This window comes from Pseudoxanthomonas sp. UC19_8, assembly GCF_042700505.1.
GTDB classification, from domain to species: Bacteria; Pseudomonadota; Gammaproteobacteria; order Xanthomonadales; family Xanthomonadaceae; genus Pseudoxanthomonas_A; species Pseudoxanthomonas_A winnipegensis.
This window is the reverse complement of sequence record NZ_CP170559.1, coordinates 402,939-421,807: the sequence shown is the minus strand read 5'-3', so window position 1 is coordinate 421,807 and position 18,869 is coordinate 402,939. Positions and strand designations below refer to the sequence as shown.

At 67.3% G+C, this 18,869-nt stretch carries 18 protein-coding genes and 1 tRNA gene; 11 read left to right on the top strand and 8 right to left on the bottom strand.

The features are described from left to right. The first annotated feature begins 9 nt into the window (after positions 1 to 9). On the top strand, positions 10 to 867 hold the full coding sequence (locus ACFJIT_RS01840; protein ID WP_379654850.1) for a sugar phosphate isomerase/epimerase family protein: 858 nt from the start codon (positions 10 to 12) through the stop codon (positions 865 to 867). 206 nt (positions 868 to 1,073) lie between these two features. Here the strand turns inward: ACFJIT_RS01840 and ACFJIT_RS01835 are convergent, their stop codons facing one another. Next, positions 1,074 to 1,901, bottom strand: a complete 828-nt coding sequence (locus tag ACFJIT_RS01835) for an oxidoreductase (RefSeq protein WP_379654849.1) — start codon at positions 1,899 to 1,901, stop codon at positions 1,074 to 1,076. A 19-nt stretch (positions 1,902 to 1,920) separates the two neighbouring features. On the opposite strand from ACFJIT_RS01835, the gene ACFJIT_RS01830 reads away from it, so the two are divergent. After that, the gene (locus ACFJIT_RS01830) at positions 1,921 to 2,943 is read left to right on the top strand and encodes a MurR/RpiR family transcriptional regulator (RefSeq protein WP_379655692.1); all 1,023 of its coding nucleotides are present in this window, start codon (positions 1,921 to 1,923) and stop codon (positions 2,941 to 2,943) included. After that, a complete protein-coding gene (locus tag ACFJIT_RS01825; protein ID WP_379654848.1) occupies positions 2,943 to 3,803 on the top strand; it encodes a DMT family transporter in 861 nt (286 codons plus the stop codon). The genes ACFJIT_RS01830 and ACFJIT_RS01825 overlap by 1 nt, the downstream gene beginning before the upstream one ends. A 161-nt stretch (positions 3,804 to 3,964) precedes the next feature. Here the strand turns inward: ACFJIT_RS01825 and ACFJIT_RS01820 are convergent, their stop codons facing one another. The 4 genes from ACFJIT_RS01820 to ACFJIT_RS01805 are packed head-to-tail and all read right to left on the bottom strand — an operon-like array spanning position 3,965 to position 7,934. Continuing rightward, positions 3,965 to 4,702 carry a DUF1080 domain-containing protein gene (locus ACFJIT_RS01820; RefSeq protein WP_379654847.1) on the bottom strand — a complete coding sequence of 246 codons (738 nt, stop codon included), beginning with the start codon at positions 4,700 to 4,702 and terminating at the stop codon, positions 3,965 to 3,967. Between the two features lie 46 nt (positions 4,703 to 4,748). Continuing rightward, positions 4,749 to 5,333, bottom strand: coding sequence for a gluconate 2-dehydrogenase subunit 3 family protein (locus tag ACFJIT_RS01815; protein ID WP_379654846.1), 585 nt, complete (start codon positions 5,331 to 5,333; stop codon positions 4,749 to 4,751). Continuing rightward, complete coding sequence (locus ACFJIT_RS01810) at positions 5,333 to 7,018, bottom strand: GMC oxidoreductase (RefSeq protein WP_130528336.1); 1,686 nt, start codon at positions 7,016 to 7,018, stop codon at positions 5,333 to 5,335. The genes ACFJIT_RS01815 and ACFJIT_RS01810 overlap by 1 nt, the downstream gene beginning before the upstream one ends. Positions 7,019 to 7,052: 34 nt before the next feature. Next, the gene (locus ACFJIT_RS01805) at positions 7,053 to 7,934 is read right to left on the bottom strand and encodes a hydroxypyruvate isomerase family protein (RefSeq protein WP_379654845.1); all 882 of its coding nucleotides are present in this window, start codon (positions 7,932 to 7,934) and stop codon (positions 7,053 to 7,055) included. 658 nt (positions 7,935 to 8,592) lie between these two features. Here ACFJIT_RS01805 and ACFJIT_RS01800 point away from each other — a divergent pair. The 5 genes from ACFJIT_RS01800 (at position 8,593) to ACFJIT_RS01780 (ending at position 10,694) form a co-directional block, all read left to right on the top strand. Next, a tRNA-Ile gene (locus ACFJIT_RS01800) sits at positions 8,593 to 8,668 on the top strand. Positions 8,669 to 8,906: 238 nt separating this feature from the next. Beyond that, complete coding sequence (locus ACFJIT_RS01795) at positions 8,907 to 9,341, top strand: CPCC family cysteine-rich protein (protein WP_379654844.1); 435 nt, start codon at positions 8,907 to 8,909, stop codon at positions 9,339 to 9,341. A 27-nt stretch (positions 9,342 to 9,368) separates the two neighbouring features. After that, positions 9,369 to 9,773, top strand: a complete 405-nt coding sequence (locus ACFJIT_RS01790; protein WP_379654843.1) for a hypothetical protein — start codon at positions 9,369 to 9,371, stop codon at positions 9,771 to 9,773. A 49-nt stretch (positions 9,774 to 9,822) separates the two neighbouring features. Beyond that, on the top strand, positions 9,823 to 10,263 hold the full coding sequence (locus ACFJIT_RS01785; RefSeq protein WP_379654842.1) for an Imm10 family immunity protein: 441 nt from the start codon (positions 9,823 to 9,825) through the stop codon (positions 10,261 to 10,263). Continuing rightward, positions 10,260 to 10,694, top strand: coding sequence for a hypothetical protein (locus ACFJIT_RS01780; RefSeq protein WP_379654841.1), 435 nt, complete (start codon positions 10,260 to 10,262; stop codon positions 10,692 to 10,694). The genes ACFJIT_RS01785 and ACFJIT_RS01780 overlap by 4 nt, the downstream gene beginning before the upstream one ends. A 76-nt stretch (positions 10,695 to 10,770) precedes the next feature. On the opposite strand, the gene ACFJIT_RS01775 is transcribed toward ACFJIT_RS01780, so the two are convergent. Further along, positions 10,771 to 11,556 carry a transcriptional regulator gene (locus tag ACFJIT_RS01775; RefSeq protein WP_379654840.1) on the bottom strand — a complete coding sequence of 262 codons (786 nt, stop codon included), beginning with the start codon at positions 11,554 to 11,556 and terminating at the stop codon, positions 10,771 to 10,773. Between the two features lie 287 nt (positions 11,557 to 11,843). Here ACFJIT_RS01775 and ACFJIT_RS01770 point away from each other — a divergent pair, with 287 nt between their 5' ends. The 3 genes from ACFJIT_RS01770 to ACFJIT_RS01760 all read left to right on the top strand — a co-directional run bounded on the left by ACFJIT_RS01770 (position 11,844) and on the right by ACFJIT_RS01760 (position 15,069). Then, positions 11,844 to 12,518: a hypothetical protein gene (locus ACFJIT_RS01770; protein ID WP_379654839.1), complete on the top strand. Its 675-nt coding sequence runs from the start codon at positions 11,844 to 11,846 to the stop codon at positions 12,516 to 12,518. A gap of 67 nt (positions 12,519 to 12,585) precedes the next feature. Continuing rightward, positions 12,586 to 14,028: a serine hydrolase gene (locus ACFJIT_RS01765; RefSeq protein ID WP_379654838.1), complete on the top strand. Its 1,443-nt coding sequence runs from the start codon at positions 12,586 to 12,588 to the stop codon at positions 14,026 to 14,028. A 57-nt stretch (positions 14,029 to 14,085) separates the two neighbouring features. After that, a complete protein-coding gene (locus ACFJIT_RS01760; protein ID WP_379654837.1) occupies positions 14,086 to 15,069 on the top strand; it encodes a GNAT family N-acetyltransferase in 984 nt (327 codons plus the stop codon). 161 nt (positions 15,070 to 15,230) lie between these two features. Here the strand turns inward: ACFJIT_RS01760 and ACFJIT_RS01755 are convergent, their stop codons facing one another. Then, positions 15,231 to 17,891: an excinuclease ABC subunit A gene (locus tag ACFJIT_RS01755; RefSeq protein WP_379654836.1), complete on the bottom strand. Its 2,661-nt coding sequence runs from the start codon at positions 17,889 to 17,891 to the stop codon at positions 15,231 to 15,233. A 460-nt stretch (positions 17,892 to 18,351) separates the two neighbouring features. After that, on the bottom strand, positions 18,352 to 18,813 hold the full coding sequence (locus ACFJIT_RS01750; RefSeq protein WP_379654835.1) for a GNAT family N-acetyltransferase: 462 nt from the start codon (positions 18,811 to 18,813) through the stop codon (positions 18,352 to 18,354). Between the last annotated feature and the right edge of the window lie 56 nt (positions 18,814 to 18,869).

Genomic DNA, 18,869 nt, shown 5'->3' with positions numbered 1-18,869 from the left:
GGAGGACCTATGACGCTCACCCTGCCCCGCCGCCTTGCCGCCACCGCCCTGCTGCTCTGCGCAGCGCTTCCCGCGCTGGCCAAGGAGCGCACCGCCGCGCAGCTGCCCATCGCCGTGCAGATGTACTCGCTGCGCAACATCCCCTCGCTGGAAGACCGCCTCAAGCTGGTCCACGACGCCGGCATCACCGCGGTGGAAACCGTGGGCACGCAGGACACCACCGCGCCGCAGCTCAAGGCGCTGCTGAACAAGTACGGGATCATCGTCACCTCCTCGCACGTGCCGCTGGCCGAGCTGCGCAAGGATCTGCCCGGCGTGGTCGCCTTCAACAAGGCCATCGGCAACCGCGTGCTGGTGGTGCCTTATCTGGACGATGCCGACCGGCCCAAGGACGCCGCGGGCTGGACCGCGCTGGGCAAGTCGCTGGGCCAGCTGGCGACCACGCTCAAGGCACAGGGCATGACCCTGGCCTATCACAACCACAACTTCGAGTTCGTCCGCTTCGGCGACAAGACCGGCCTGGAGCTGCTGCTCGAGGGCGCCGGCCCGGCGCTGAAGTCCGAGCTGGACCTGGCCTGGGTGGCGCGTTCGGGCAACGATCCGGTGGTCTACCTGGGCAAGCTCAAGGGCCGTCTGTACGCGGTGCACGCCAAGGACAATGCGCCGGAAGGCCAGGCCGCCGACGAGAGCGGCTTCGCCGCGGTCGGCCACGGCGTGCTGAACTGGAAGGCGATCCTGCCCGCCGCCGATCGCGCCGGGGTCAAGTGGTACATCATCGAGCACGACAACCCGCGCGACCCGGCCGCCGTGGTCAAGGCCGGCGCGGCCTATCTGGTCGAACATCTGCCGGCGGATGTGAAGCGCTGAGGCGCGGTACGCAGGCACAGGACCGGAACGACGGCGCCTTCGGGCGCCGTCGTTCTTTGCAGGTCGTGTTCATCACGGCCTCTGATGCCTTTCACCTCGCGCCATTTCTGTAGAGCGGAGCTTGCTCCGCTGCGCTTCGGCCGTCATCGGGAAAGCCCCAGCGGAGCAAGCTCCGCTCTACAGGTGGGAGCAGGCCGCCGAGCAGATCAGCCTAGGCCGTCACTGGCCGCGGCCAGGAGCGGCACCACGATGTCGCTGACGGGGGTCGGGATGCCGTGGGCGCGGCCGCGGCGGGCGATGACGCCGTTGCGGATGTCCCATTCCAGCGGCCTGCCGGCCTGGCGGTCCCTGAGGATGGAGGTCCCCAGATCGGGCGGCGAGGACTGGAACTGGTCCAGGATCGCCTGCGGCACCTCGTCGCCAAGCGCAGCGCCCTCGGCCCGCGCCACGGCGAGGCCTTCGCGCAGATACGCCAGCGCGAGTCCGGCGATGTCCGGGCGGGCGAACATGCCGGAGCGGCGCTGCGCCAGCGCCATGAGGCCGGCCACCGCGTTCTGCAGCAGCTTGCGCCAGGCCACGGTAGGAAAGTCGGCGACCAGCTCGATGGCGCAACGGGTGCCGCGCAGCGCCTCGGCGACGACGCCGGCATCGGGCGTGTCCGGCAGGGTGAGGCGCGCCGGCGCACGCAGGCGGACGCTGCCATCGGCCTGCGCCTGTGCGGGAAACCACACGACCGCGGGCACGATCCGTCCCTGCGGGCAGTACGGCGCGAGCGAGTCGACCTGCTCGACACCGTTCTGCAGCGCGCACACCACCGTGCGCGGGCCGCCCAGCGCCGCGAGCCACGGCGCCGCTGCCGCGTTCTGCGTCGCCTTCAACGCCAGGAAGACCAGGTCGACCCTGCGATCGCACCGCGCGGGGTCGGTCAGCACCGGCCCAGGAACGCCGATGCGGCGATCGCCGTCCTGCAGCCAGAGCTGATCGCGGGCCGTGCGGCCGCACAGCAGGGGCGTGCGGCCGACCTCGTGCAGCATCGCCGCGACCGTGGTGCCGATGGCGCCGGGGCCGACGACTGCGACGGTAATGTCGGAAGGATTGGACTGCCTGTACATCGCGCACCTGTTGCTTGGTGGGAAGGGCTTGCCTACGCGCCAGTCGCGCGGGCCGAGTCGGATATGTAACATATTCCAAATTAGCAAGAAGAAAGGTAACTCCGTTACGCAAGCCGAAGGTCGGCTCGGCCAATGGCTCGGCAGCATCCAGGCGCGCTGCGGCGATCTCGCCGCGAGCGAGGCCAAGGTCGCCGCGCTGCTGCTGGCCGATCCGCTGTTCGTGGGCGCCAGCACCACCGCGGAGGTCGCCGCACGCGCCGGCGTGTCGCCGCCGAGCGTGGTGCGCGCCGCGCGGGCGATCGGCTTTGCCGGCTTCACCGAGCTCAAGCTCGAGATCGCGCGCGCCCGCGGCACCGCCGGCTTCTTCGCGCCTCCCGCCGCGCTCGCCGCCGATGCGCCGCTGGCCGCCGTGCTGGAGGCCTCCATCCGCGCGGGCACCGATGCGCTGACCGCGCTCGGCGGCGCGGTGGAGCCGGCGGCGCTGAGCCAGGCGGTCGGCGTCCTGCACGCCGCGCGCCAGGTCATCGTCTTCGGCGCCGGGCCTTCGGCGACGGTGGCCGCCGATGCGGTCTTCCGCCTGCGCGCGATCGGCGTCACCACCATCGGCATCGCGGATCATCTGTCGGCGATGATCGCGGTGCGCCTGCTCGGCTCGGGCGATGCCGTGATCGCCGTGAGCTCGACGGGGCGCACCGCCACCACGCTCGCCATCGCCGATGCGGCCGCCTCCGCGGGCGCCTCGCTCATCGCCATCAGCAACCAGTACGGCACGCCGCTGGCGACGCTGGCCGATATCGCGCTGGTCGTCGGCGGGCCACCACTACCGGCGCAGATGGCCGCGGCGGGCAGCCGGCTGGCCCAGCTGGTCGTCATCGATGCGCTTGTCGCCGCGCTCGCGCTGCGCGATCCGGCGCGCACGCGCCGCGCGGAGCGGGCGGGGATCGATCTGCCCGACCTGTCCTGATGTCGCCCGGCACGGTCGCGATGGTCCTCGGCGCGGCCGGGGCGCACGCGGTATGGAACCTCGCCTCCAAGTCCAAGCGCGGTGACGCCTTCCTGTTCGTGTGGGCCTATACCTGGGCATCCACGTTGCTGTTCGTCCCGTTCGGCATTGCGATGGCGATCCGCGAGCAGCAGCCCTTCGATACGCGGCTGGTCGTGGCATCCGTCCTCTCGGCAGGCCTGCACACGGCGTATTCGCTGACGCTGCAGGCCGGCTACGACCGCGCCGCGCTGGGCGTGGTGTATCCGGTGGCGCGCGCGACCGGGCCCATGCTGACGATGGGCTTCGCAGTATTGGTGCTGGGCGAACGCCTGACGCCGGTGGCGGTGCTGGGCGCGCTGCTCATCGTCGCCGGCATCCTCGTCGTCATCGGCAATCCCTTCCGCACAGGGAGCCGGCATGCGCTGCCGGGGATGCTCTGGGGCGCCGCGACCGGGGCCGCGATCGCGGCCTACACGCTCTGGGACAGCTACGCGGTCACCACCTGGCGCCTGGCGCCGGCGAGCTACTACGCCGGCACCCTCCTGCTGCAGGGCCTGATCATGACGCCGCTGGCGCTGCGCCGCAGGCAGCGGCTGGCGGCGACCCTGCGCAGCGACGCCAGGCCGATCCTGGTGGTGGCGCTGTTCTCGCCGCTGGCCTACCTGCTGGTGCTCACCGCCATGCAGCGCGCACCGGTGGCGCTGGTCGCGCCGCTGCGCGAGTCATCCATCGTCATCGGCGCCCTGCTCGCCTGCTGGCTGTTCGGCGAAGACCATCTCGCGCGCCGCGTCGCCGGCGCGGTCGTCGTCCTGGCTGGCATTGCGGCGATCGGCTTCTGAAGCGATGCCTCTATTGGAGCAACTGTCTCAGATCGAGTCGCTCCCTCCCTGTAGAGCGGAGCTCGCTCCGCTGCTCTTCGCCCGGATCGTCGGGAAAGCCCCAGCGGAGCAAGCTCCGCTCTACGGATGAGTGCAATGCCGCCGCTGGCGAGTCAAACCGGCTACAGCTCCCGCACCCAGATGTTGCGGTAGCTCACCTTGGCGTTGTGGTCCTGCAGGAAGATCGGCGCGCAGCCATGCGGTGCGTAGGACGGAGCGCCGATGTACTCGGTCTTGCCCGCGATCACCGTGTCGTTCTGCACCAGCACGCCGTTATGCAGCACGGTGATGCGCGCCGGCGCGGTCAGGCCGCCGCCCTGCGAGAAGCGCGGCGCGGTCCAGATCACGTCGTAGGTCTGCCACTGGCCCGGCGCGCGCGAGGCGTTGACCAGCGGGATGGCCTGCTTGTAGATCGAACCGGCCTGGCCGTTGGAATACGTCGCGCTCTGGTAGCTGTCCAGCACCTGCAGCTCGTAGCGGTCCTGCAGGAAGACGCCGCTGTTGCCGCGGTTCTGCCCTTCCAGGCCCTTGGTCTCGGTCGGCGTACGCCATTCCACATGCAGCTGCACATCGCAGAAACTCTTCTTGCTGCGGATGCCCTTGCTGCCCGGCACCACGGTGACCGCGCCATCGGCCACGCTCCAGCCCGGCTTGCCGCCGTCCTCGCCCTCCCAGGCCGACAGGTCCCTGCCGTCGAACAGCACCACCGCATCCGACGGTGCCGCGCCTACCGGCGTGGCCACAGCCGCCGGCACCGGCTTCCACACCTCGGTCTTGGCCGGGTCGCCCTGCGTCTGCTGCGCACACGCCGGCACGGCGGCCAGCGCACAGGCCAGCATCGCGATCGCTTGCTTGCTCATCTTGTTCTCCCTTGGGCGATGCCGTGGCATCGCGCGTTGTTGGCCTTCAGGTCGCCCAGGCCGGGGTGCCCGGCTCGTAGGGCAGATCGCCGTCGAAGCGGCCCGGCACCGGCACGTAGCGCAGCACCTTGGTCGCGCCCACCTCGGAGGTGAAGAAGCCGAACAGCACCAGCTGCTTGATCATGGTGAAGTAATGCGGCGGGATCGCCGCGCTGTCGGCGCCCTCGTCGTCGGCCTTTTTCGGATCGGGGCTGGCGGCCCGGGCCTCGGCGGCGAGCTTGTCCAGCAGCTCGGCGCGCTGGGCCGGCTTGAGCGCCAGGAAGCCGCCCTTGGCCCGCTTGTCCAGATCGGCCAGGCCGGCGCGGAACACCGCCTGCTGCTGCGGGTCGTAGCAATCGGTCACGAAGCGGGCCATGAACACCCCCACGCCCGCATCCTTGGCGCCGGGCGTGTCGGTGCGCGGCAGGATGGTCTCGGCGATCTCGTCCAGCAGCGCCACCTGCGTCTTGGAGAAGGCGTTGTTGGCCGGCGGCACCGGCAGCTGGGCCTGGCCGAACACCACCGAGGGCAGGCCGATCATGGCCATGCCGGTGGCGGCGGTGATCATCTTGAGCAGTTCGCGTCGTTGCATTACAGGTTCCCCGCCTTGAGTTCGCGCACGGCATGGTCGGCCGCGCGTGCGGTCAGCGCCATGTAGGTCAGCGATGGATTCACGCAGGCCGCCGAGGTCATGCACGCCCCGTCGGTCACGAACACGTTGGGCGCATCCCAGACCTGGTTGTGCATGTTCAGCACCGAGGTCTTGCGGTCGCGGCCCATGCGCGCGGTGCCCATCTCGTGGATGCCCATGCCCGGCGCGTAGTCGCTCTCGTAGACCTCCACGTCCTTGACGCCGGCGGCCTCGAGCATCTCGGCCGCGTCGGCGCCCATGTCCTTGCGCATGGCGTGCTCGTTCTCGCGCAGGGACACGTCCATCGCCAGCACCGGCAGGCCCCACTTGTCCTTGACGTTGCGGTTCAGGCTGATGGTGTTGTCGTGGTAGGGCAGGATCTCGCCGAAGGCGGTCATGCCGATGCGCCATTCGCCCGGCACGGTCAGCGCCTGCTTGAGGTCGGCGCCGATGTTGAGCTCGGCGATGTCGCGCGACCAGCCGGTGCGGCTGGCGCCGCCCTGGTAGCCGAAGCCGCGCACGTAGTCGCGCCGCTCCTCGCCCAGATTGCGGAAGCGCGGGATGTAGAAGCCGCACGGCCGGCGCCCGTAGTAGTACTTGTCCTCATAGCCATCCACCCGGCCCGAAGCGCCGACGCGGAAGTGATGGTCCATGACGTTGTGGCCCAGCTCGCCGGAGGACGAGCCCAGCCCGCCTTCCCACACATCGGTGGCCGAGTTCATCAGCAGCCAGGTCGAGTTGAACGCCGAGGCGTTGAGGAACACCACCTTGGCCGTGTAGACATAGGTCTGCCCGGTCTCCGCGTCGATGATCTCCACGCCCTTGGCGCGCTTGCGGTCCTTGTCGTACAGCACTTCCTTGACGATGGAGAACGGCCGCAGCGTCAGGTTGCCGGTGGCCATCGCCGCCGGCAGCGTGGCCGACTGCGTGGAGAAATACGCGCCGAACGGACAGCCCAGGATGCACTTGTTGCGGTACTGGCAGTTGACCCGGCCCTGCTCGGGCTTGGGCTGGGTGATGTTGGCCGTGCGCGAGTGGATCATGTGGCGCGTGCCGCCAAAGGCCTTCTTCAGGCGCGCGGCCACGTCCTGCTCGACGATGTTCAGCGGGATCGGCGGCAGGAACTGCCCGTCGGGCAGCACGTCCAGCCCCTCGGTCGTGCCGGCGATGCCGGCGAAGCGCTCGACATGGTCGTACCAAGGCGCGATGTCGGCGTAGCGGATCGGCCAGTCCACCGCGATGCCCTCCTTCGCGTTGGCGCCGAAGTCGATGTCGGACAGGCGATAGCTCTGCCGTCCCCACATCAGCGAGCGTCCGCCCACGTGGTAACCGCGGAACCAGTCGAAGCGCTTGGTCTCGGTGTAGGGGCAGTCCTTCTCGTCGGCCCACATGCCGTAGGTGCTTTCCGAGAGCGGATAGTCGCGCTTGAGGACCGGATGATCGGCCTTCATCTGCTGGGTCGGCGTGTCATGATGCGGATAGTCCCAGGCCTCCTTGCCCGCGTTGACGTAGTCCTTGATGTGCTCGATGTTGCGGCCGCGCTCGAGCATCAGGACCTTCAGGCCGCGCTCGGTCAGCTCCTTGGCGGCCCAGCCGCCGCTGATGCCGGAGCCGACGACGATCGCGTCGTAGTGGTTGTCTGCCATGGGTGACTGCTTCCCTCGGTGGATAGTGGGTCTCTCACACGTCGCACAGGGCGATGGCCTGGCGCAGCGCGTCGATCGGGTCGGTATGGGCGGCGCTGAATTCGTGCGCCACGTAGCCGCCAAAGCCGGTGTCGCGGATGGCGCGGCAGATGGCGGCGTAGTTGAGCTCCTGGGTGTCGTCCAGCTCATGCCGTCCGGGCACGCCGGCGGTATGGTAGTGGACGAAGTATTCATGGTTGCGACGGATGCTCGCGATGATGTCGCCTTCCATGATCTGCATGTGATAGATGTCGAACAGCAGGCCGAAATTGGGCGAGCCGATGCGCTTGCACAGCTCCACGCCCCAGGCCGAGTGGTCGCACAGATAGTCGGCGTGGTCCACGCGCGAGTTCAGCAATTCCATCACCAGCACCACCCCGCGCTTCTCGGCATGGCCCAGCACCCGCTTGAGCCCGACTTCGGCATTGCGCATGCCCTGCAGTGGGTCCATGCCGTTGCGGTTGCCGGAGAAACAGATCAGGTTGCGATAGCCCGCGTCGGCGACCAGGTCGATATGGCGCGTGTAGCGCGCGACCAGCTCGTCATGGAACTCGGTGCCGGCGAAGCCCTGCTTCAGGCTGATCTCCGCCCCATTGCACATCGGGCTGTCGATGCCGTGCGCCTTCAGCACCGGCCACTCCTCCGGCCCGACCAGATCGATGGCCGACAGGCCCACCTGCTTCACCGTTACGCACAGCTGGTCGATGGGCTGCTGGAACAGCCAGCGCGCCACCGACTGCTTCAGCCGGCCCTTGGGCGCGGACGGCGCCGTCGCAGGGGCCGCGGCCCACGCAGGAAGCAACGCGGAGGAGGCGAGCCCGACGCTGCCCAGCACGCCCATGCGCAGCAGATCGCGGCGGGTGGGACCGGTGTTCATGCGGGGCGCTCCTGCGTCATCGCGCGCGCCTGGGGCGAGCCCCGGCCATGCAGCAGCGAGAGGGCAACGGCCACAGGCCTCAGCCTGTGTGTTGACACAGCGGGCTGGGCACTGGAACGAGAAAAAAAGCATCCCTGCCACGGAGAAGGTTCACCCTCCGCGTAGATCCAACCCAAGCCCTGCGCACTGTCGCTTCGTGCCATCGCCTCGGCCTCCCAACCGGACATGACGCCGCATGAGCCTCCCCATGCAATCGATTGCACGATAGCAGCCGCGGTGCTGATTGCAAGCTGCAAACCCGCATTCGCGCGTGTTGCGCAGCAGCAATGACGATGCGCAAAGCGGCCCGGCCCGGCCTGCCGCAGCGCAAGTGCCGGACATCGACTGGATGTGTCAGATGTGACAAAGAAGCCGGGCGGCGACTGGGACGCTGGACCTCCGGCGTCTTCGCTTTTCCTACAGCATCTGACGCACTTGAGCACCGCACACGGAGACGTAATCCATGCAAAGGACCCGTCCCGCCTGCCGACACTCGTGCTCCACACAGCGCTCGATCGCAACCTGCGCCAGAACGCAGCTCGCCCAGACGCGGTCTACCTCACTTCCCCCAACCGCATCGACGCGAGCGCCCCGGACGCTACAATGCCCGCCCCGCAGCGGGCCTATAGCTCAACGGTTAGAGCAGAGGACTCATAATCCTTTGGTTCCAGGTTCGAATCCTGGTGGGCCCACCAGGTTCAAGTGACAGGAAGTCCTGTCTGCTGCCGAGACCGCCCACAGTAATGGCTTTGGCTCTTGGCCGGTCAAAGGAACCCCGTGAAGCGGGGTATCGCAATGCGTCAGCACGGGGCCAAGCCCGCATTGTCCCGGGCCGCGCCACTCATCCCCTGACAAATGGCTGCACGAGGCCAGGATCGCTGATAGAACGAGCGAGTTCTGTGCCAAGGTGGAACCGCGCAGCTCGAAGCGCGCATGCTGTCGTCAACGTCATTACGGGGATGGTCAGCAAGGCGGCACAATGCCCAGACAGACGATGTTGTAGATACCAGAATCAGCCAATGCTTATCAGGCAGGCCTTTCTGCGACGAGCGTCCGCCTGTCCTGGCGGGATCGGCGGATCCGATGCTGTCATGCACCGCGGAGATTCACGCAGGGGCGGGATTTTCGGGGGAGCAAGGACGACCAGGACAAGCCATGAGCACAAACGAGATCAACGATACCTTGATGCCCTGTCCCTGCTGTGGACATCGGACGATTGGCGAGTCGGGCGGATATGAGATTTGTGATGTGTGCAATTGGGAGGATGACCCGGTTCAGTCGGAGCATCCGGACCTCGCCGGCGGTGCCAACAAATTGAGCCTCCATCAGGCCAGAGCCCAGTGGCAATCCGGCAGCGTGGAAAAGTAAGGACTGGAAGCCCTTCCTGGAGGACCGATGCGCCATCTCAACGACCTGGACGTCAGAACCAATCTTGCCGCTGGCCGCGAGGTCGAGCAGTTGCTGCCTGAGCGCCATGAGCGGGATCAACGCGTGATCCGCTATATCTCCATCGAACGCCCTGGCCCGGATTGCTGGAAGGTCCGCCTCTGCGAGGTGTTCGACAACGGCACCCCTGACTTCATCGATCTCTATGAGTTCGAGGCGGCCGACCCGGATCTTCCGTTCGGAGACGAATGGACATTCGACTCCATCGAGCGCGCCATGGCGTTCGCGAGGGACGCGCTTGGCGCCAGCCACAACCGCTACGTGAATCGAGGGGTCGTCCAAGACGAGTACAGGGAGCGCTACCACCCGGCGTGGGTGGCTTCTCCTTTTCCGCCCCTCACGCCTGGGACCTGAAAAGCAGACCGATCGACGTTGATGGGCCGGACCGGCAAAGGGAGTTCGAATGATCTACAAGTTCACGGCGGAAGTCGTTTCGGTCGAGGAAGACGACGACTGCGTGGTGGTTGGGCTGGCCGATGACGCCGCTGCGCCCTCGCGTCACCTGATCCTGCAGAACGCAAAGGCCTACGACGAACAGGACAGGCATCTGCAGATGGATCATGTCCACCTGGAAATCGGCGGAGGATCCGAATCCTGCTACGGGGGCTTGGAGCAGGTGTCCCTGCTTGGCGACGTCCTTGCGCTTTCGCTTTCTGCCGAGACGCGAGGCAGGCTCGGCATCACGGAGGGCATCGAGATCCTGCTGGCGACGCGGGAGCAGCGTGGACGGCTTGAGCAAGCGCTCGAGCAAATGTGTGCCGCGGAGGCGATCCCATTTGTCCGAAGCAAGTCCAGCCACCAACCGGGGGGCAAGGAAGCAAGCTCAGAGGGAAAGCCGGCATGAGGCTGAGTATCACGTCGGTTTCCGACTGGCGGGCACGGCTGGGGAGAATCACGCACCACTATGACTACGCGATCGCCAGGTCCGCGCGCCTTTCCTATGGCACCGAAGTCACCGGCGTCGCCCTGCTCCTGATGTGCAGCGGCGACTCGGCGGACCTCAAGCGAAGGGTGCGCTTCCGGCGTAAGGACGCCGTGTTCTACACCGACATCATGCTGGATCTGTCGGTCATCATCCCGCTCTCGATGAAGGACAAGATGCGCTATGTGTCCCGCGAGATCCTTGAACAGTTGTTCGGGCAGTTGAGCGGCCGGACATTCAAGGATTTCGATTACAAGCGCTTCCTGCGCGATCTGAAGCGGTGGTTTAAACGGATCGATGACCGCTACGACGGCCACACGTCCGGACCTTGGCACTACGCTTCGGGCGAATGAGTTTCGGCGCTTGCGCGAACAGCCGGACGGTGAGCCGAGCAACCACCCGCAAGTGCCTGACGCGAGCGATCCGGTCTCAGGAATGTCGATCCAGAGCCTGGGCCAAACCTTCAGCCATGCGCTTGGCGAGCGAGCGCTGCAGCGGCACGTAGTTCTCCATGTCCGTGGCCTCGGAGAATTCGCCCGACCACAGCAGGCGCCCCTCCCCTTCGTCGAGCAGGGTCAGGACGACCACGGTCTGCTGAGCTGTCTGCCGCACGCTGACGCGAGCATGCAGTTCGGCATGCTGGCTGTCCGAGACCACGCTGTAGCCGGCGGGCAGGCTGTGACTGACTTGGGCCAGGAGACTCTCGCGCAGGCCAGTATTGAAGTGCGGGAACAGCACGTACTCGCATAGGCCCTGCGCGGGCTCGATGGCGATGCGCTGCTCCGGCCGCGAGAGCAGGCCGGAGGCCCATGCCCAGGCCGCCCCGCCGACCGCCAGCGCTGCGGTCAGGCCGATGGCCAACACCGGCCTGAAGAGGCGGCGCGCCGGAGGCGGCGGTTGCATACCGTCGATGAGCGCGCCGACGAAACGATAGCCGGCGCGGGGCCGCGTCTGGATGTAGCGCGGCGCGTCGGCATCGTCCTCCAGCAGCGTGCGGATGCGGCGAATGCAGGTATTGAGGGCCGCGTCTCCGCCGGTTCCCGCACGCGGCCAGAACCGGTCCAGCAGTTCCTGTCGCGGCACTACCCGGTCCGCGTTCTGAATGAGATGACAGAGGACCTCGACCACCTGAGGTGGAGCGTCCAGCTGCACATCCTCCCGGAAGATCTGCAGGGCGGTCGGGTCCAGCCTGAAATGGTCGAAACGCAGCGACATCCCAATCTCCCCGAACCCTTCGAAATCCCCGCCGTTACGTCATGTCAGCAGAAGTCATGACATGTCATTCGACCATTCTCGCAGAGCGCCGCACGCTTGTCCGGGATCTCTGCGGGCCTGTCGGGGCGACAACCCTAACCCCTTCGCAGACCCGCCTCCCGTACTCCCATCCATGTTCAGGAATGCTCGCATGCGCTCATCCCTTCCCCTCTTCTTATGCCTGGTCGCGATCCTTGCCGGGATGAGTGTCCAGGCGCAGGGCCGAACCGACAAGGGTGGAGGTCAGGGTGCTCGCGCGCGGCGCCAAGTTCCTCGGCGGCTACGCCGCCTCCACCCGCGTCGTCCTGACCGACGCCGAGACCGGTCAGGTCCTGGCGCAAGGCCAGACGTCGGGGACGACCGGCGATACCCAGCGGATCATGGGCGGGTCGAGTCCTCCGGACGGGGAGCGCTCCACCAAGGACTCGGCCGCCTTTCGCGCCACGCTCGACATTGATCGTCCCCGCCGCGTGACCCTGAGCGTGACCGGCCCGCTTGGCCAGCCCCAGGCCACCACCACGGCCACCAGCACCCAATGGATTCTCCCGGGACACGACCTCACCGCCGGCGACGGATGGCTGATGGAACTGCCCGGCCTGATCGTCAACCTGACCCAGCCCGTCGCCTACCAGAGGATCAAGGCGGGGACGACCGTCCCCTTGCGGGCGGGCGTCACGATGCTCTGCGGCTGCGCGCTCTCCGAGAACGGCCCCTGGCCCGCGAGCGACGTTGAGGTCGAAGCCTACGTCACAGTCGACGGCGCAACGCTCGACAAGGTGGGGCTTCGGTTCGATCCCGAGAGCGCGATGTTCGACGCGAAGCTTCCCGCTACCGCGCCTGGCCTGTACGAAGTGGAAGTGCGCGCCTGGATGGGCAAGCGCAACAATGCGGGCGTTGCGCGGACCGCCTTCTTTGTCCACTGACCGTCCTTCCAGTTCACGGACGCCACTATCCCGGACCGATAACAGAGGCAGTTTCTGCATGCGATGCATGGTGTCGTTCAAGCGTCTGGCGGTGATGCTGCTCGCAGCCGTACTGCCAGTTCCTTTTTGCGTGTTTGCGGAGGACGCGCTGCCCCAAGCGCTGGCGCGGCAGATGGCCGTTAACGGGGAACGCTACGGCATCCCTGGTCAGGCGTTGCTGGTGGCGCACGATGGCCAGGTGCTCTTTCGGGGTGCGCAGGGCGAGTCCGACGTACGAACTCACGAACGCCTGACGAGCGATTTCGTGTTCCCCGTCTATTCCTTGAGCAAGCTCTTCGTCAGCACCCTGATCATGCAGCTGGTGGAACAGGGAAAAGTGGAACTGGACGCCCCGGCGAGCGCCTACCTGCCCGGCCTGCCGGCGCGCTGGAAGGCGATCCCGGTGCGCGACTTCCTCGACCATACTTCAGGCGTGCCGGATTACTTCGACTCACGTCAAGGCAAGGGCGCCGCAGCGGAGACGGTGTTTCCGCCCGAACTGCGCACGGTGTTCGCATCGTTGGCCGACATGCCACTGCAGTTTCCGCCCGGGACCGAATCCCGTTACACGCAGACGAACTACCTCGTACTGGCGGCGTTGCTGGCCAGGCATTACGGTAAACCCTATCCGCAGGTGGCGCAGGAACGCATCATCCGCAGGCTCCATCTGCGGCACACCTGGCTCGGCACGACCGCGCCGCCGAAGCAGCGGGTGGTCACGTCCTACGTCGGCAGGGATGGAAGTCTGGAAGCAGAGCAGGATCTCGCGTGGCCCGCTTACGCCTACGGCCATGCCGCGTTGTACACCTCGCTGGACGACCTCGCCCGATTTCTGAAGGCCATGACTTCGGGCAAGCTGGTGAGCAAGGCTACGCTGCAGCGGCTCTGGCAACCTCGGATCCTGCCTGACGGACGGCGCGGTTGGTTCGCTGCCGGTTGGGAATACGGAGAGAGCGGCGCGTACCGACAGGTCGGCCATGACGGTGGTACGCGCGTTCGCGTCCGCATCCTCTTCGAGGGTACGCTGGACGGCGAGGTCTACACCTTCGTCTACCTGACCAATGGCAGCGCGAAGAATGTCTGGTCGCGCATGCTGGTGGACAGCGCGATGGCAGTGGTGGCGCCGGACAAGTTTCCCGTGGCGGCCTTGTCCGAATCCATGGTGCGCTACGCATTGCGGCCACAGGCGGAAGGCGATGCACTGGCGCAAGCCAAGTCGATCCGCGAAGGCACCACGCTCGACGATGCGACGCTGGAGCGAACCATCAATAGCGCCGGCTACACCATCCGGGAAAACCTGGGCATCGATCCTGCGCTGCGCGTATTCGCGCTCAACACCGTGCTCTTCCCCGATTCGGCGAACGCCTGGGACAGTCTGGCCGAAGCGCACGCGGCGAGGGGCGATGCGGAGATGGCCAAGGCGCTGTACGAAAAGGCACGCGCGCTTTCGACCAGGCCAGGCGAGCCTTGAGCATCAGCGGGCGACCCCTTCAATTTAGTTGTACTATACAACTGAATGGAGATGCCCATGCCCACCCCTCACCCCCTTGTTGAAGAACTGCGGGCCGTGTCCCGCGCCATGGTCCGCACGCTCGGTTTCATGGGGGGCGACTTCGCCGGGACCGATCTGTCTCCCTCCGCGGTGCATGCCCTGATCGAGATCGAGCAGCACGGCGGAACGCTGACGGCGCGCGATCTGGGCGAGCGTCTGCGCCTGGAGAAGTCCAGCGTGAGCCGTATGCTGCGCAAGCTGGTGGCTTCGGGCGAGGTGCGGGAAACGACCGGCGCGGAAGACGGGCGCGTCAAGCGGCTGGCCCTGACCGCGCGCGGCCGGCGGCGGGTGGCGGGCATCCACGCGTTCGCGCGGGCCCAGGTGACTGGCGCCCTGGAGCACCTCGGACCGGGCGAGGATCGCGCGGTGCTCGAGGGCATGCGCCTCTATGCCGCTGCGCTGGCACGCGCGGGCCACGGCGCACCTCCGGGTGCCCCGCAACCGCCGCGCCCGGGGCCCGAGGTGAACGTGCACTGCGGCTACCGCCCCGGACTGATCGCACGCATTACCGAAATGCATGCGCGCTTCTATGCGCGCGAGGCGGGCTTCGGCCAGCGGTTCGAGTCCATGGTGGCGGGCGGACTGGCGGAGTTCTGCGGGCGCCTGGACGCCCGGGCACCGTCGCCCAACGCCGTGTGGACGGCCGACGTGGACGAACGGATCGTGGGTGCGGTGGCCATCGACGGCGAAGATCTCGGGCCGACCGTCGCCCACCTGCGCTGGTTCATCGTGGATGACGGGGTGCGCGGCGGCGGTATCGGCCGCCGCCTGCTGACCGAGGCGCTCACGTTCGTGGACGCCCGGCCGGCCTTCGCCGAAACGCACCTGTGGACCTTCGATGGCCTGCAGGCCGCGCGACGCCTGTACGAAACGCACGGCTTTACCTGCGTGGAGCAGCGACCGGGAAGCCAATGGGGGCGGGAGGTGTTGGAGCAGCATTTCGTGCGCAAGCGCCCATAGCGCGGTCGCCCGAGCTTCGCCCGCTCCCGCCGGTCAGCCGGCTATCGACCATGACAACAGGTCACGCAGCAGCGGATGCCCGAGCGTTCGCATCAACTCCGTGGTGGCGTTCGTTGCATGCCGCCGAAAGCAGGCATGTCGTGGCGCAGGCCACACCGCCTTCAACGCTCACCGTCGGATCCGGCGACCAACGCCTGCGCAAGAAACAGAGCGGTCAGGCTGCCAGGCGTTTCAGCCACTGCGCGCGGGGAGCCTGCCACCACGATGCGGCCGCCGGCAGCGCCCGCACCCGGTCCCACGTCGATCACCCAGTCGGCCTGGGCCACCGCACGCATATCGTGCTCGATCATCACCACGGTATTGCCGGCGTCGACCAGGCGCTGCAGCTGCACCAGCAAGCGGTCGACATCCGACGCATGCAGCCCGGTGGTCGGCTCGTCGAGCACATACAGGCTGCGTCCGCGCTGGCTGCGCTGAAGCTCGGTCGCCAGCTTGATGCGCTGCGCCTCGCCCCCGGAAAGCTCGGTCGCCGGCTGCCCCAGGCGCAGATAGCCCAGTCCGATGTCGCGCAGCAGTTGCAGGGGCCGCGCCACGGCGTCTTCCCCGCTGAAGAACGCGCCAGCTTCGTCCACGGTCATCTGCAGGACCTCGGCGATGTTGCGTCCGTTCCATCGCACCTTCAGCGTCGCCTCGTTGTAGCGTGCGCCGTGGCACGTCGGGCACGGCGCATACACGCTGGGCATGAACAGCAGTTCCACGCTGACGAAGCCTTCGCCCTCGCAGGTCTCGCAGCGCCCCTTGGCAACGTTGAACGAGAACCGTCCGGCGTCGTAGCGGCGGCGCCGCGCATCGGGCGTGGCGGCGAACAGCTTGCGCACATGGTCGAACAGGCCGGTGTAGGTGGCCAGATTCGAGCGCGGCGTGCGCCCGATCGGCTTCTGGTCGACCTGCACCAGCCGTTGCAGGGCGTCCACGTCGCCCGCCAGATGGCCGCCGGTCGCTTCGATCACCGCAGGCCCTTCGCTGGTGCCGCTGTCGGCGTCGTCTTCCGGCTCGTGGCCCAGGTGCAGCAGTAGCAGCTCCGGCAGGGCCTGCGCGACGAGGCTGGACTTGCCGGAGCCGGAGATCCCCGTGACGGCAGTCAGCACACCCAGCGGAACACGCGCATCCACGCCACGCAGGTTGTGGCGGTGGATGCCCTGCATCTCCAGCCAGCCGGTCGCTTCGCGTGCCTGGCTGGCCGGCGTGGGAATTTCACCGAACAGGTAGCGCGCGGTGCGCGACTGGGCGATCTTGCGCAGGCCATCCGGCTGTCCGCTGTAGAGCACGTGGCCGCCCTGCTCCCCGGCATCCGGCCCGACATCCACCAGCCATTGCGCACGGCGCATCAGGTCCAGGTCGTGCTCCACCACGAACACCGAGTTGCCCGCGTCACGCAGCCGATCGAGCGCGTCGTACAAGGCCTGGCTGTCGGAGGGGTGCAGCCCGGCCGAGGGCTCGTCGAGCACGTACACGACGCCGAACAGCAGTGAGCTCAGCTGTGTCGCCAGCCGCAATCGCTGCAACTCGCCGGCCGAGAGCGTCGGCGTGGCGCGGTCCAGCGTCAGGTAGCCGAGACCCAGCCCGCGCAGTTGGCGCAGGCGTGCCACCACGCTGCCGGCCAGGCGCTGCGCGGCAAGGCGCTTTTCTGCCGACAGCGCGGAGGTGCGCCGCACGTCGGGCGATACCGCATGCGTCGCACGGCCGGAAGCCGCGCGCCTGGCACGGTCGCGCCGGGTCGCCTCCCTGTCCGTCCCCGCCCCGGCCGCATGGGCGCCGAAGTCGCCTTGGGCAATCGGTTCGAGCAGGGCCGCCAGGTGGTCCAGCGGCATCTGCAGGAAGGCACCGATGTCCACGCCGGCAAAGGTAACCGACAGCGCTTCGGGCTTGAGCCGCTTCCCGTGGCAGCTGGGGCACAGCTTGCCCTCCATGAAACGGGACACGCGCTTTCGCATCAGCGCGCTCTGGGTGTTGGCGAAGGTGTGCAGCACATACCGCCGGGCGCCGGTGAAAGTGCCCATGTAGCTCGGCTCCAGCTTGCGCTTGAGCGCGGCGCGGGTCTCGGCAGGCGTGAAGCCCGCATACACCGGCACCGTCGGCGTTTCCTCGGTGAACAGGATCCAGTCGCGGTCCTTCTTCGGCAGGTCCTTCCACGGCCGGTCGACGTCGTAGCCCATGCTGACCAAAATGTCGCGCAGGTTCTGGCCTTGCCAGGCCGGTGGCCACGAGGCGATCGCACGCTCGCGGATGGACAGCGAGGGATCGGGGACCATGATCGTCTCGGTCACCTCGTACACGTGGCCCAGGCCGTGACAGGTGGGGCATGCCCCCTGCGGCGTGTTGGGCGAGAAGTCCTCGGCATACAGCATCGGCTGGCCGGCCGGATAGGCGCCTGCACGCGAGTACATCATCCGCACCAGACTGGACAGGGTGGTCACACTGCCCACCGAGGAACGCGCGTTGCTGGCGCCTCGCTGCTGCTGCAGCGCCACTGCGGGCGGCAGGCCTTCGATCGCATCGACGTCCGGCACGCCTGCCTGATCGATCAGACGCCGCGCATAGGGGGCCACGGACTCGAAGTAGCGTCGCTGGGCCTCGGCATAGAGGGTGCCGAAGGCGAGCGAAGACTTCCCGGAGCCGGAGACCCCCGAGAACACCACCAGCGCGTTGCGCGGAATGGAAACATCCACATCCTTGAGGTTGTTCTCGCGCGCACCGCGTACCTGGACGAAGCCGCTGGCGGCGGTCGTAGGAGGGGGTTCAACGCGAGAAGAGCCTGGCATGTCCTGATCCTGTGGTGCATGAGGGAGCGATGGGCCGACTACGAGCCGAGTCGGTCAAGGGGCCGGGCTTGGCGACTGTGCGCCATCGAGCGAGGAGCCAGCGCGAGCCCGGTCACGCCCTGGGCCAGCCTTGCTTCGCTTTCGGCAGCACCCAGCCTGTCGCGGGCCCGCGCGGCGTTGGACGCCATCTTCGAGCGCCTGCGGGTCGGCAGGGTCAACGCCCTAGCAGGACATCGACACCATGCGGCGGCGCAGCCGACTCACCTGCCTCTCCTGTGGTGCATTTTTCAGGGTCATGCATGAAGGGCTGGTGTGTAAGGCGACTCCGGCACGGCTGCGGCGCTCGCGCATGCAGCTCAAAGCAATACGTCGCCCTGCCTCAGCCTCTGCGTAGCGAGGGCTCGCCATAGCCGGACATCGTCGCTTTGAATCAGCCTGGGAGGAAGGCCGAGCGCGCGTTTCACGCGGTGGGGCTGTCGATCCTCATGGTCATGATTTCGTAGTCCGAAGGACTGAAGCCGTTCTTCTGGTAAGCACGGATCGCCGCCGAGTTTTCTCGATGGACATACAGGCGGAGCTCAAGGGCCTTCGCGCTGACGGCTTCCTTCCGCACCTCCTCGAGCATGAGCCTGATGAGTCCACGCCCGCGGGAGTTCGGTTCGATGAACATGCTCTGGATCCACCAGTAGTGTCCGGCGTTCCAGTCGCTCCACTCCTTGACGACGGAAACGTTGCCTATCACGGCGCCCGCGTCCTCCATGACCCAGTAGGTCGCATAGGCATTGTCCTGCAACGCCTTGAGGACACCCTCGCGGACATTCCCGCCGATTTCCGATCCCTCCGCATCCGCGGCTTCCGCAATCGTGAACTCAACAAGCTTTTCCAGATCCTCGACAGTCGCACGGCGGACGCGAAGGCGCATCGATCTCTATTCCTTGGAAGACAAGACAGGTTCACCACGAGGCGGCCCCGGCATGA

Excerpts from the sequence above, each read along its gene's own strand:
- ACFJIT_RS01755 (WP_379654836.1), bottom strand. The coding sequence starts at position 17,891 with ATGCCAGGCTCTTCTCGCGTTGAACCCCCTCCTACGACCGCCGCCAGC.
- ACFJIT_RS01830 (WP_379655692.1), top strand. The coding sequence starts at position 1,921 with ATGGCGCCGGGGCCGACGACTGCGACGGTAATGTCGGAAGGATTGGAC.
- ACFJIT_RS01750 (WP_379654835.1), bottom strand. The coding sequence starts at position 18,813 with ATGCGCCTTCGCGTCCGCCGTGCGACTGTCGAGGATCTGGAAAAGCTT.
- ACFJIT_RS01820 (WP_379654847.1), bottom strand. The coding sequence starts at position 4,702 with ATGAGCAAGCAAGCGATCGCGATGCTGGCCTGTGCGCTGGCCGCCGTG.
- ACFJIT_RS01760 (WP_379654837.1), top strand. The coding sequence starts at position 14,086 with ATGCCCACCCCTCACCCCCTTGTTGAAGAACTGCGGGCCGTGTCCCGC.
- ACFJIT_RS01835 (WP_379654849.1), bottom strand. The coding sequence starts at position 1,901 with ATGCTGCACGAGGTCGGCCGCACGCCCCTGCTGTGCGGCCGCACGGCC.
- ACFJIT_RS01775 (WP_379654840.1), bottom strand. The coding sequence starts at position 11,556 with ATGTCGCTGCGTTTCGACCATTTCAGGCTGGACCCGACCGCCCTGCAG.
- ACFJIT_RS01795 (WP_379654844.1), top strand. The coding sequence starts at position 8,907 with ATGCTGTCGTCAACGTCATTACGGGGATGGTCAGCAAGGCGGCACAAT.
- ACFJIT_RS01785 (WP_379654842.1), top strand. The coding sequence starts at position 9,823 with ATGATCTACAAGTTCACGGCGGAAGTCGTTTCGGTCGAGGAAGACGAC.
- ACFJIT_RS01790 (WP_379654843.1), top strand. The coding sequence starts at position 9,369 with ATGCGCCATCTCAACGACCTGGACGTCAGAACCAATCTTGCCGCTGGC.
- ACFJIT_RS01765 (WP_379654838.1), top strand. The coding sequence starts at position 12,586 with ATGGTGTCGTTCAAGCGTCTGGCGGTGATGCTGCTCGCAGCCGTACTG.
- ACFJIT_RS01805 (WP_379654845.1), bottom strand. The coding sequence starts at position 7,934 with ATGAACACCGGTCCCACCCGCCGCGATCTGCTGCGCATGGGCGTGCTG.
- ACFJIT_RS01815 (WP_379654846.1), bottom strand. The coding sequence starts at position 5,333 with ATGCAACGACGCGAACTGCTCAAGATGATCACCGCCGCCACCGGCATG.
- ACFJIT_RS01840 (WP_379654850.1), top strand. The coding sequence starts at position 10 with ATGACGCTCACCCTGCCCCGCCGCCTTGCCGCCACCGCCCTGCTGCTC.
- ACFJIT_RS01825 (WP_379654848.1), top strand. The coding sequence starts at position 2,943 with ATGTCGCCCGGCACGGTCGCGATGGTCCTCGGCGCGGCCGGGGCGCAC.
- ACFJIT_RS01810 (WP_130528336.1), bottom strand. The coding sequence starts at position 7,018 with ATGGCAGACAACCACTACGACGCGATCGTCGTCGGCTCCGGCATCAGC.
- ACFJIT_RS01780 (WP_379654841.1), top strand. The coding sequence starts at position 10,260 with ATGAGGCTGAGTATCACGTCGGTTTCCGACTGGCGGGCACGGCTGGGG.